This window comes from Actinomycetota bacterium (assembly GCA_036280995.1).
Classification (GTDB): Bacteria; Actinomycetota; CALGFH01; order CALGFH01; family CALGFH01; genus CALGFH01.
In genome coordinates, this window is the sequence record DASUPQ010000353.1 from 1 (window position 1) to 11,302 (window position 11,302).

Annotated in this window: 12 protein-coding genes and 1 pseudogene; 12 read left to right on the forward strand and 1 reads right to left on the reverse strand. The window is 74.0% G+C overall.

The features are described 5' to 3' along the window. Window positions 1–369: 369 nt before the first annotated feature. From VF468_11985 to scpB, 6 genes and pseudogenes are all read left to right on the forward strand, one after another. Complete coding sequence (locus VF468_11985) at window positions 370–1,131, forward strand: AAA family ATPase (GenBank protein ID HEX5879018.1); 762 nt, start codon at window positions 370–372, stop codon at window positions 1,129–1,131. A 95-nt stretch (window positions 1,132–1,226) separates the two neighbouring features. Then, a pseudogene (locus VF468_11990) lies at window positions 1,227–1,469 on the forward strand (hypothetical protein). A gap of 243 nt (window positions 1,470–1,712) precedes the next feature. Next, entirely contained in the window at window positions 1,713–3,032 is a 1,320-nt protein-coding gene (locus VF468_11995) for a thymidine phosphorylase (GenBank protein ID HEX5879019.1), read from the forward strand. A gap of 135 nt (window positions 3,033–3,167) precedes the next feature. After that, a complete protein-coding gene (locus tag VF468_12000) occupies window positions 3,168–3,815 on the forward strand; it encodes a site-2 protease family protein (GenBank protein ID HEX5879020.1) in 648 nt (215 codons plus the stop codon). A gap of 156 nt (window positions 3,816–3,971) precedes the next feature. Continuing rightward, the gene (locus tag VF468_12005) at window positions 3,972–4,742 is read left to right on the forward strand and encodes a ScpA family protein (protein ID HEX5879021.1); all 771 of its coding nucleotides are present in this window, start codon (window positions 3,972–3,974) and stop codon (window positions 4,740–4,742) included. Then, the gene (scpB, locus tag VF468_12010) at window positions 4,739–5,470 is read left to right on the forward strand and encodes an SMC-Scp complex subunit ScpB (protein ID HEX5879022.1); all 732 of its coding nucleotides are present in this window, start codon (window positions 4,739–4,741) and stop codon (window positions 5,468–5,470) included. The genes VF468_12005 and scpB overlap by 4 nt, the downstream gene beginning before the upstream one ends. A gap of 589 nt (window positions 5,471–6,059) precedes the next feature. Here the strand turns inward: scpB and VF468_12015 are convergent. Continuing rightward, complete coding sequence (locus tag VF468_12015) at window positions 6,060–6,185, reverse strand: hypothetical protein (GenBank protein ID HEX5879023.1); 126 nt, start codon at window positions 6,183–6,185, stop codon at window positions 6,060–6,062. Here VF468_12015 and VF468_12020 point away from each other — a divergent pair. From VF468_12020 to der, 6 genes are all read left to right on the forward strand, one after another. Next, window positions 6,172–6,927, forward strand: a complete 756-nt coding sequence (locus VF468_12020; GenBank protein HEX5879024.1) for a pseudouridine synthase — start codon at window positions 6,172–6,174, stop codon at window positions 6,925–6,927. The two genes, VF468_12015 and VF468_12020, sit on opposite strands and share 14 nt — an antisense overlap. Window positions 6,928–7,071: 144 nt before the next feature. Then, window positions 7,072–7,443, forward strand: coding sequence for a chorismate mutase (aroH, locus tag VF468_12025; GenBank protein HEX5879025.1), 372 nt, complete (start codon window positions 7,072–7,074; stop codon window positions 7,441–7,443). Window positions 7,444–7,495: 52 nt separating this feature from the next. Beyond that, the gene (locus VF468_12030; GenBank protein HEX5879026.1) at window positions 7,496–8,614 is read left to right on the forward strand and encodes a prephenate dehydrogenase/arogenate dehydrogenase family protein; all 1,119 of its coding nucleotides are present in this window, start codon (window positions 7,496–7,498) and stop codon (window positions 8,612–8,614) included. Between the two features lie 284 nt (window positions 8,615–8,898). Further along, window positions 8,899–9,615, forward strand: a complete 717-nt coding sequence (cmk, locus tag VF468_12035; GenBank protein ID HEX5879027.1) for a (d)CMP kinase — start codon at window positions 8,899–8,901, stop codon at window positions 9,613–9,615. A gap of 131 nt (window positions 9,616–9,746) precedes the next feature. Then, on the forward strand, window positions 9,747–10,523 hold the full coding sequence (locus VF468_12040) for a lysophospholipid acyltransferase family protein (protein ID HEX5879028.1): 777 nt from the start codon (window positions 9,747–9,749) through the stop codon (window positions 10,521–10,523). Next, a partial coding sequence (gene der / locus VF468_12045; protein ID HEX5879029.1) for a ribosome biogenesis GTPase Der occupies window positions 10,516–11,302 on the forward strand: 787 nt, incomplete at its 3' end. The genes VF468_12040 and der, both read left to right, overlap by 8 nt.

The window sequence follows — 11,302 nt, forward strand, 5'->3', positions numbered from 1 at the left end:
GATCCCGGCCGTGCCCGCCGCGGCGCCGTCGGCGTAGGCCCGCGCCCGCCTCGCAGACGCAATCGAAGCAGAACGCCCTCCGGGGCCGACCACGCAACCCCGGGAGGTCGAACGTTTATCCACATTTCATCGGAGAGCGAGTTTGCCAGCGAACGCGGAGCGTGGTTGACCACGGAGAGTGGTCGGATCTGGCGACTTCCTCCGCCGCTCCCCGGTGGGTAAGATGCGCCCGCCCCCAACCATCGACGAGACGACAGGTCGACTTGTCGTTCCATCAACCAAGACCCAAAGCGACTTCACGCTTCGACGCCGAAGAGACAAGGCAATGTGACGACAAAGCGTTCCGCGGGCGGTCCGGAGGTGCCGGAGATGGGGAAGGTCATCGCCCTGGCGAACCAGAAGGGCGGGGTGGGCAAGACCACCACCGCCATCAACCTCGGAGCCGCCCTGGCCGAGCAGGGCCGCCAGGTGCTCCTCGTCGACATGGACCCGCAGGGGGCGCTCTCGGTCGGGCTCGGCCTGAATCCTCTCGCCCTCGAGCGCACCGTCTACAACCTGCTGATGGACCCCAAGGCCGACCCCGGCGCCTGCATCGAGGCCACCAAGCAGGAACGGCTCGACCTGCTCCCCTCCAACATCGACCTGGCCGCGGCCGAGGTCCTGCTGGTGGGGGAGGTGGCCCGCGAGCAGGCGCTCTCGCGGGTCCTGCGGGTCCTGCGCAAGCGCTACGACTACCTCCTGGTCGACTGCCCGCCCAGCCTGGGCCTGCTCACCGTCAACGCCCTCACCGCCGCCGACGGCGTGCTGATCCCGCTCGAGTGCGAGTACTTCGCCCTGCGCGGCATGGCCCTGCTGATGGACACGATCGAGAAGGTGCGGGAGCGCCTCAACCCCGACCTGGAGATCGTCGGGATCCTCGCCACCATGTACGATGCCCGGACGGTCCACGGGCGCGAAGTGCTCGGCAGGGTCGAAGACGCCTTCGGGGGTCGCGTCTTCCGGACCGTCATCGCCAAGACCATCCGGTTCGCCGAGGCGCCGGTGGCGGGCGAGAGCATCCTGACCTATGCCGGCTCGTCGTCGGGGGCGGTCGCGTACCGCGAGCTGGCCAAGGAGGTACTGGCGTCATGAAGGGTCGTGCGAGCCTGCCCGGGGCCGACGAGCTGTTCCGCGTCACCTCGATCGAGAAGGGCCGGGGTGCCAAGCAGCCGTCCGAGGAGGCCGAGCGGCGCGACCGGGAACCGGCCGAGCGGGTCCCGAGCGGGCGCCAGCGGCACGACGAGAAGGTCACCTTCTACTGCACCGCCGACGAGCTGATGGACCTCGAGAACGCGCGTCTCCTGCTCCGCCGCGAGCACGGCGTCGCCGTCGATCGGGGCCGCATCGTCCGCGAGGCCCTGGCCCAGGTCCTGTCCGAGCTGGAACGCGACGGCGCCGACGCCCCGCTGGTCAAGCGCCTCACCAGATGAGACGCCTCCCTGGTCGAACGCCTCACCTGACGAGCGGAACGCGCCAGACGAGCGGGGCGCGCGAGATGAGCGGGGCGCGCGAGCTCACCGGCCCTGGTTGCCGGGGCCCCCGGATCGGGAGGGTAGCCGGCGGGCGGACGACGTGCCCGCGCCTGTCCACAGGGGGGTCGCCCGGGGCCCGGACGGTGCCGCAGTGAGCAGGGCGGGCGCAGACGAGACGTTGGTGGATCGGAGGGTGCGCCGGTGAGCGGCGGGGTGCGGGCGGTCGACCTGATCGCCCGCAAGCGGGACGGCGGGGAGGTCGCCGGCGACGAGCTGCGCGATTTCGTCCTGGCCTACGCCCGGGAGGAGCTGCCCGACTACCAGATGGCGGCGTTCCTCATGGCCGGCTACCTGCGCGGGTTCACCCGGTCCGAGACCGAGGCCCTGACCGCGGCCATGGTCGCCTCCGGTGACCAGCTCGACCTGAGCCGCCTCAGCGGGCCGACGGTCGACAAGCACTCCACCGGCGGCGTCGCCGACGGCACGACCCTCGTCGTCGGCCCGCTCGCCGCCGCCCTCGGCATGCAGGTGATGAAGCTGTCCGGGCGCGGCCTGGGCCACACCGGCGGCACGCTCGACAAGCTCGAGTCGATCCCCGGCTTCCGGGTCGGCCTCGGCGCCGACGAGCTGCTCGACCAGGTGGAGCGGATCGGGCTGGCCGTGGCCGCCCAGACCGCCGACCTGGTCCCGGCCGACAAGTCGATCTACGCCCTCCGCGACGTGACGGCCACCGTCGGCAACGTCGCCCTGATCGCCTCCAGCGTGATGAGCAAGAAGCTCGCCGGCGGCGCCGCCAGCATCCTGCTGGACGTCAAGACCGGCTCGGGTGCGTTCATGCACGAGACCTCCGAGGCGGTCGGGCTGGCCCGGCTCTGCGTCGACATCGGCCGGGACGCCGGGCGCGGCACCGCCGCCCTGGTCACCGACATGGACCAGCCCCTGGGGGAGATGGTCGGCAACGCCGTCGAGGTGCGCGAGGCGGTCGAGGCCCTGCGAGGCGAGCGCCCCGGCCGGTTCCTCGACCTCTGCTTGACCCTTACCGGGTACATGGCCGCCCTCGCCGGCACGGCCGCCGACCCCGAGGCGGGCCGCCGCGACGCCGAGCGGGCCCTGGAGCGGGGCGACGGCCTGGAGCGCTTCCGCGAGTTCGTGGCCGCCCAGGGCGGCGACCCGCGGGTCGCCGACGACCTCTCGATCCTGCCCCAGGCCCCGGTCACCACCGAGGTCGAGGCGCCCCGGGACGGCTGGCTGGCGGCGGTCGACGCCGAGGCCGTCGGCCGGGTCGCGGCCGCCCTCGGCGCCGGCCGCCACCGCAAGGAGCACGACATCGACCCGGCCGTCGCCGTGGAGCTCTCGGTCAAGCTCGGCGACCAGGTCCAGGCCGGACAGCCGATCGGCCGCATCCTGGCCCGCGACGAGCAGGCGGCCCGCTCGGCCAGCGACGGCCTGCTCGCCACCCTCCGCTGGAGCGACCAGCCCGTCGACCCGCCGCCCCTCGTCCACGAGGTCGTCGGCGCCTGACCGCCGCCCCAGGTCGCCCCCGCGGTCACCGGCCGAGGCCAGGGAGGGCGCCCATGCAAGACCTGCCCCCGTGCTAGGGTTGCGCGGAACGGCGTGTCCCGGCGCCGAAACCCCCCGTTCGAACGAGGCTGAGGCATGGGCTCCCCGCTGTTCCTGCTCCGCGACGAACCCCAGGCGTTCGTGGCCTTCCTGATCGCGGTGATCGTCGGCATCACCTTCCATGAGTTCAGCCACGCCGCGGTGGCGAGCCTCCAGGGCGACCAGACGGCCCGGTCCCAGGGACGGCTCACCCTCAACCCGATCTCCCACCTCGACCCGCTCGGGTCCATCGCGCTGGTCCTGGCCGGGATCGGCTGGGGCCGGCCCGTGCCCGTGACCCCGTCGAACCTCCGCAGCCGGCGGTTCGGGGGGATCATGGTCGGCCTGGCCGGACCGGCCTCCAACTTCGTGCTCGCCCTCGCCGGCGTGGTGGCGTTCCGCCTCGTCTACCCGTTTGCCGACACCACCTTCGATGTCCCGTTCAGCTTGAGACTCCTCTACATGCTGGTCACCGTGAATGTCATCCTCGGCGTGTTCAACCTCCTGCCGATCCCGCCGCTGGACGGGTCCAGCCTGCTCTCGCTGGTCCTGCCGCCGTCGCGCCAGGGCATCCTCAACTTCCTCGACCAGTACGGGATCTTCCTGCTCCTCGGCCTCCTGATCCTGGCCCCCAACCTCCTGACCCCCATCTTCAGTGCCATCACCGAGGCGCTCTACGGCCTGGTCGGCCTCTCCGTCGGCTGACCGGCCGCCCCTCGGCTGACGGCCCTGCGGCGGCCCGCCGTTGTCCCCGACGCCGCACGCTGGCTACCATCGGCCGGCTGCGCCGATCTCCCGGCGCCGCTCCGCCGTCCCAGCGCATCGATTCGTCGACTCGATGACAAGTAGATAAGTAGATACATGGACTATGTGGTCAGGACCGAGGTGTTCGAGGGGCCGTTCGACCTGCTCCTGCACCTGATCGCGCGCCAGCGGGTGGACATCTGGCAGGTGTCGCTGTCCCGCATCACCGAGGACTACCTGGCCGAGGTGCGCCGGATGCGCGAGCTCGACCTCGAGGTGGCGACCGAGTTCCTGGTCGTCGCGGCCACCCTGCTGGAGCTGAAGGCGGCCCGGCTGCTCCCCGCCCCGGACGCCGACCCCGACGAGGTCGAGGCCGTCCTCGAGGAGCGGGACCTGCTCTTCGCCCGGATCCTCCAGTACCGGGCCTACAAGCAGGTCGCCGGCCTGTTCGGGGCCCGCTTCGCCGAGCAGACGGCCTACGTCCCCCGCCGGGTCGGCGCCGAGGACCTCCTCCGCCGCATCGTGCCCGAGCTGCTGGTCGGGGTCACCCCGGAGGAGCTGGCCCGCCTGGCCGCCGCGGCCCTCACCCCGGTCCCGCCGCCGCAGGTCACCACCACCCACATCGCGCCGCCCCGGCTGTCGGTCGCCGAGGCCGTCACCTCCCTCGCCCACCGCCTCCACGACCGCGGGTCCAGCAGCTTCGAGGAGCTGGTCGGCCACCAGGCGGTGCCGATCGAGGTGGTGATCGGCCTGCTCGCCGTGCTGGAGCTGTACAAGCGCTCGCTGGTCGAGCTCGACCAGACGTCGACCTTCGGCGACATCACCGTCCGCTGGACCGGCGGCGACCTGGTCGACGTCATCGACCTGACGGTCGAGGAGCCGGCATGACCGACCCGACCCCGACCCCCGCCCCCCAGCCCGAGCGCCCAGACGCCGAGCCGGTGGAGGAGACGGCGGCCGGCACGGCTGGGCGCGGGACCGCGGGAGGGCCGGGGGTGGACGGGTCGGAGGGCGACCCGACCGCGTGGCCGCCGGATGAGGTGTTCGACGCGGTGGAGCTGGACGACCGCGGCTGGACCCGGCGCGACCTGGAGGCGATCCTGCTGGTCGCCGACGAGCCGGTGCCGGCGACCGTCCTGGCCGAGATCGTCGGGTCGCGGCTCTCGGAGGTCGAGGAGCTGCTGGTCGGCCTGGCCGGCGAGTACGCGCGCGACGGACGCGGGTTCGTCCTCCGGGCCATCGCCGGCGGCTGGCGCCTCTACACCAGCCCGGGCGCCCGAACCGCCGTCGAGGCCTACCTGCGGGCCGGCCAGCAGAGCCGGCTCACCCGCGCGGCCCTGGAGACCCTCGCCGTGATCGCCTACCGGCAGCCGGTCACCCGCTTCCAGGTCGCGGCCGTCCGCGGCGTCAACGTCGACGGGGTGTTCCGGACCCTGGCCGCCCGCGGCCTCATCCGAGAGGTGGGAACCGACCCCGGCCCCGGCCAGGCCACCCTCTACGGCACCACCCCGGCATTCCTGGAACAGCTCGGCCTCAACGACCTCGACCAGCTCCCACCGATCAAGGACTACCTCCCAGAGGGCGTCGACCTCCTCGACCTGCAGGACCAGCCATGACCCCGGCCGGCCCGTCCCGCCCTTCCGCCGGGGGAGATCGTCCGCGCTCCACCGCCGGGCCGACCCGCGCGTCCGCCCGGGGGGACCGTTCCCGCTCCACGACCGGGAACGACGGCTCGCGGACCGGGAACGACGGCTCGCGCCCATCGCGCCCGGCTACGACGTCCCGCCCTCCCCGCCGTGCGGCCGCTGCCCAGCAGCCGACCGGAGGACGCCCGCGGCCACCGTCCGGCGGCCGCCGCGGACCGGAAGATGGCCGAGGGCGCCCACCGTCCGGAGGCCCACGTCGGAGCGACCCGGAAGGGCGACGCTCCGGCGCATCCACGGCGGGTCGCTCCGGACCACGCCGAGGTGGGCCCGGACCCGTCGCGACAGGTTCCTCCCCCCGCCGCGGGAGCGCGGAGCGCCGGGCCGCCGGTCCCGATCGTCGAGCGAACGCGGGTCGGGCGGAGACGGAGGGCCAGGTGCGTGACCCTAACCGTCGACCGGAGGCGAAGGGACGGACGGCGAGCCGTTCGGGTCGGGGAGCGAGGGACAGCCGCACGGGGAGCCGGTCCTCTCGGGACGCGCGCCGCTCGACCCAAGGCGGTCAGGAGGGCGGGTCTCGGCCGGTCGCCTCGGCCCGGCGGTCATCGACGGGGCCGACCCGGCCCTCGAAGGGCGCGCCGCCCACCGGGACTCGTGCCGCCCGGGCCGACCGGGTGACCTCGGGCACGGCGTCACCCGGCGGTGACGGGGGCGAGCCGGTACGGCTCAACAAGGCGTTGAGCGGGGCTGGGCTCGGGTCCAGGCGGGCGGTCGAGGAGCTGGTCCGGGCGGGGAGGGTGTCGGTCGGGGGCACGGTCGTGCACGACCTGGGACGGCGAGTCGATCCCGTCAACGACCGTGTCGAGGTGGACGGGTCACGGGTGGTCCTGGACGAGCGGCGGCGCTACTGGCTGCTGAACAAGCCCGCCGGGGTGGTGAGCACGGCGGCGGACCCGGAGGGTCGACCGACGGTCGTCGGGATGGTCCCCGAGCAGCCGCGGGTCTTCCCGGTGGGCCGCCTGGACCGTGACACCGAAGGGCTGCTGCTGCTCACCAACGACGGGCCGCTGGCCTACCGGCTCACCCACGCCAGGTACGGGATCGAGAAGCGCTACCTGGCCGAGGTCGAACGCCTGCCGGCCGACGCCCCAGGCCGCCTGCGGAGGGGGATCGAGCTCGAGGACGGCTTCGCCAAGCCGGTCCGGGTCAGGGTGGTCGCCGGCTCCGGTCGCCGGCGCATGGTCGAGGTCGTCCTGGTCGAGGGCCGCAACCGGGAGGTGCGACGGCTGCTGGACGCCGTGGGCGCCCCGGTCCGCCGGCTCGTCCGCACCGCGGTCGGGCCGATCCGCCTGACCGGCCTGGCGCCCGGGGAGTTCCGGCCCTTGCGGCCGGAGGAGATCAGAAGGCTCTACAAGGCAGCAGGACTATGAAGCAACCTATCGGTCTATCCACATGTCACTTTGTCGCTTTGTCGACGAAGCGATGGCACGCGGGGGCGGCCGGTGAATGAAGGCCGGCCGGTGGGCGAGGGCCGGCCGGGGAGTGAGGGCCGGTCGGCGGGCGAAGATCGGCTGGTGAACGAGGAGCGGCTGGTGGCGTTGCGCGGTGCGACCACGGTCGACGCCGACACCGCCGACGCCGTCATGGGCCGGACCGGCGAGCTGCTCTCCGCCCTGCTGCAGCGCAACGGCGTCGAGCACGACCAGCTGGTGTCGATCATCTTCACCTCGACCCGGGACCTGCGCAGCGCGTTCCCCGCCCTGGCGGCCCGGGAGCTCGGGCTGGGCGACGTGCCGCTGCTCTGCGCCGGCGAGCTCGACGTGATCGGCGGCAACCCGAACACCATCCGGGTGCTGATCCACTGCTATTCGACCCTGCCGAGGCCCAGCCTGCGCCACGTCTACCTGCACGGCGCCAGGCACCTGCGCGACGACCTTCCGGAGTGAACCCGATGACAGCGACCGTCCAGAGGCCATCGACCACGCCAGGAGCCGTTCGGTGACCCCGGCAGCCGAATGGCCACGGCGGCTTGCCATCGTCGGCACCGGGCTGCTCGGGGCCTCGGTCGGGCTGGCCGCCCGGGCCGCCGGGGTGGCCGAGGTGGTGGGAGCCGACAACGACCGGCGGGAGCTGCGCGACGCCCTGGCACGGGAGGCGATCACCAGCCGGGCCCGCTCCGTCGAGGAGGCCGCCGAGGGCGCCGACCTGATCGTGGCCGCGACCCCGGTCCGCTCGCTGGCCGGCGTGCTCGCCCGCGCCCACGCGGCGAACCCGGAGGCGGTGCTCACCGACGTCGGCAGTACCAAGTTGCACCTTCTAGCTGAGCTTCAACGTTCCTCCACCAATCTGCGGCGGGTCATCCCCGGCCACCCCATGGCCGGGTCCGAGGAGCGGGGGGCAAGCGCCGCCCGGGTCGACCTGTTCCACGGCGCGGCCTGGGTGCTGACCCCGGCCCCGCACGTCGACCACCAGGCGCTGCGCCGGCTGACCTCGTTCGTGCGGGACCTCGGCGGGCGGCCGCTCATGCTCGACCCGGAGCTGCACGACCAGGTGGCGGCGTTCGCGAGCCATCTGCCGCAGCTGGCCGCGACCGCCCTCATGGGCGCGGTGGCCCAGGTGGAGTCGCCGGCCGCCCTGCGCCGCCTGGTCGCCAGCGGCTTCCGCGACACCACGCGGGTGGCCGCCAGCGACCCGGACCTGTGGGTCGACATCTGCGCCACCAACGGCCCGAGCATCGTGGCCGCGCTGGACGTGCTGACCAGCCGGCTCGAGGTGCTGCGGAAGCTCATCGCCGAGGGGGACCGGGCCGGGCTGCGCGAGGAGCTGGCCAGCGCCCGGACGGCGCGCCTGCGCATCCCGACCAAGCCCGGCGCCTCGCCCCGCGGGCTGCGGGAGGTGGTGGTCCACATCGCGGACCGGCCGGGCAGCCTGGCCGCCGTGTTCCACGCCCTGGGCGCGGCCGGGGTCAACGTCGAGGACCTGGCCATCGACCACGAGCTGCAGGGGGGGAGCGGCGCCCTGCGGATCTGGGTCGCCGGCCGGGAGGCCCTCACCACCGCCATCGCCGCCCTGGAGATGGCCGGCTGGCCCGCCCACGAGGGCACCGGCGCCCCCTGACCGGAGCACACTGTGGATCAATAGATCTACCTATCCATCGATAGATAGACATAGCGATTCCCGACTCTCCGGTGAGCGACGACGGTGAGGGTGCAGGGCCGCCAGCGGGTAGACTGCGCTGCGGATGGGCACAGGTCCCGGACCAGGGATCCATGCGATGTGCCCGCGCCGGCCAGGGCGGCCGGGAGCCCGGGCCGGCCGACGCGGGGCCCTTGCCCCGGGACAGGCCGGGTGATGAGCGAGGTGCAGGTGAGCTGGGTGAGCTGGTCGAGTAGGGAGGCCAGGTGAGGGTGGTCGGGTTGGGCGGCGACGAGCCGGTCGAGGGCACCGCCGACGTGGTGGTCGCCGTCGACGGGCCGGCCGGGTCGGGCAAGAGCACGGTCGCCCGGCGGGTCGCCGAGCGGGCCGGCCTGCGCTACCTGGACACCGGGGCGACCTATCGCGCGCTCACCCTGGCGCTGCTGCGCCGGGGTGTCCCCGTCGACGACCCGGAGGCGGTGGCCGACGCGGCCAAGGCGGTCGACCTCACCCTCGAGCTGCCGCCTGGCCGGGCCGGGGCGGCCAGGGTGCTGCTGGACGGGACCGAGCCGGGACCGGCGCTCCGCACCCCGGAGGTCAACGCCACCGTGTCGGCCGTCTCCGCCGTCCCGGAGGTCCGTGAGCTGCTGGTCGGGCTGCAGCGGTCGCTGGTCGGGGTCGGGGGCATCGTGGTCGAGGGCCGTGACATCGGGACCGTGGTCTGGCCCGACGCCGACGTCAAGGTGTTCCTCACCGCCTCGGAGCACGAGCGGGCCCGGCGGCGCACCGGCGACGCCGGGGGCGGCGGCGAGACCGCCGAGACCCTGGCCCGCCGCGACGCCCTCGACAGCGGCCGGGCCGCCTCCCCGACCCGCCCGGCCGCCGACGCCCTGATCATCGACTCCACCACCCGCTCCATCGACCAGGTGGTGGACCAGCTCCTCCAGCTCATCGAAGCGGCCAGATCCAGCCGCCCGCGATGACCGGCGGCCCCCGACACGAGGGGTCCCGACAGGAGGGACCCGGACACGAGGGCCCCCGAGGCCCGGCCTCCAGCCCCCGGCTCCGGGACCGGGTCCCCCGGTGGGGGAGGCTGTCCCGGCGCGCGAACCGGATGCCCGTGGCCGTCCACAGCCCCAGCGGGCCGGCCGGCGCGGACGGTGGTGCGGGCCCCGCCGAGGAGCAGGACGGGGGCGCCAGCGAGCAGGTCGGGAAGCGCCCGGGGCGAAGGGAGAAGAACCCGGATCGGGGGTTCCTGATCGCCGGGACGGTCGTCAAGCCGCTCATGCGGGTCTGGTTCCGGATACGGGTCGAAGGGGGGGACAACGTCCCGGACCAGGGGCCGGTGATCCTGGCGTCGAACCACCGCAGCAACATGGACCCGGTGCTGCTCGCCTCGGCGTTGAAGCGGCCGGTGGCGTTCATGGCCAAGGCCGAGCTGTTCGTGGGGCCGCTCGGCTGGATCATGCGGTGGATCGGGCAGTTCCCCGTGCGGCGGGGGGGCATCGACCGGGAGGCGCTGCGGCGGACGGACGCGGTGCTGGCCCGGGGCTCGATGCTGGGGCTGTTCCCTGAGGGGACCAGGGGAGACGGGACGTTCGCGGCCGTCCACCCCGGACTTGCCTATATCGTGGTCCGGCAGCGCTGCCCGGTGCTGCCGGTGGCGATCTTCGGCACCGAGCGGGTGCGGCGCCGGTTCGGCTGGCTGCCGTTCGCCTCGCCGGTGCGGATCGTGGTCGGCCCGGCGATCGACCTGCCCCAGTCGACCAGCGACCGCGCCGGCCGCAGGGCGGCCAGCGAGGTCCTGCGCCAGCGGCTCCAGGCGTTCCTGGCCACCGCGGGCCCGGTCCCCGCCCGACACAAGGCAATAAGCAGTCAAAGTGATGAGTAGACAAAGCGACAAAGCAATGGAGCAGCAGGGAGACGAGCCGGCCGGCCGCCTGCCAAGGGTCGCGGTGGTCGGGCGACCCAACGTCGGCAAGTCGACCCTGGTCAACCGGATCCTGGGGCGGCGCGCGGCCATCACCCAGGAGGTGCCCGGCGTGACCCGGGACCGGGTCGCCTACCCGGCCGACTGGTCCGGCCGCCGGTTCGAGCTGGTCGACACCGGCGGCTGGGAGCCGAAGGCGACCGGGCTCCAGGCCAGCGTCGTCGCCCAGGCGGAACGGGCCATGGCCGAGGCCGACCTCCTGCTGTTCGTGGTCGACGCCACGGTCGGGGTCACCGAGGAGGACGCCGCCGTCGCCGCCCGGCTCCGCCGGGGCCGGGTGCCGGTCCTCCTGGTCGCCAACAAAGTCGACAGCGCCGCCGCCGAACCGCAGGTCGCCGACCTGTGGTCCCTCGGCCTGGGCGAGCCCCTGGCCGTGTCCAGCCTGCACGGCCGCGGGTCGGGAGACCTGCTCGACGCCGTCGTCGAGCGGCTGGGCGCCGAGGCGGCGACCGGCGACGAGCCGGAGGTGCCGGCGCTGGCCATCGTCGGCCGGCCCAACGTCGGCAAGTCCAGCCTGCTGAACCGCCTGGCCGGCCAGGACCTGGCCATCGTCGACCCGACCCCGGGCACGACCCGCGACACCGTCGACTCGATCGTGGAACGGGCCGGACGAAGCTACCGGCTGGTCGACACCGCCGGCATGCGGCGCTCGTTCCAGCAGGCCGAGGGGGCCGACTACT

Bases quoted from the DNA above. Each gene is read 5' to 3' on its own strand.
- VF468_11985 (HEX5879018.1), top strand. From the start codon at position 370: ATGGGGAAGGTCATCGCCCTGGCGAACCAGAAGGGCGGGGTGGGCAAG.
- VF468_12000 (HEX5879020.1), top strand. From the start codon at position 3,168: ATGGGCTCCCCGCTGTTCCTGCTCCGCGACGAACCCCAGGCGTTCGTG.
- VF468_12005 (HEX5879021.1), top strand. From the start codon at position 3,972: ATGGACTATGTGGTCAGGACCGAGGTGTTCGAGGGGCCGTTCGACCTG.
- scpB (HEX5879022.1), top strand. From the start codon at position 4,739: ATGACCGACCCGACCCCGACCCCCGCCCCCCAGCCCGAGCGCCCAGAC.
- VF468_12040 (HEX5879028.1), top strand. From the start codon at position 9,747: ATGCCCGTGGCCGTCCACAGCCCCAGCGGGCCGGCCGGCGCGGACGGT.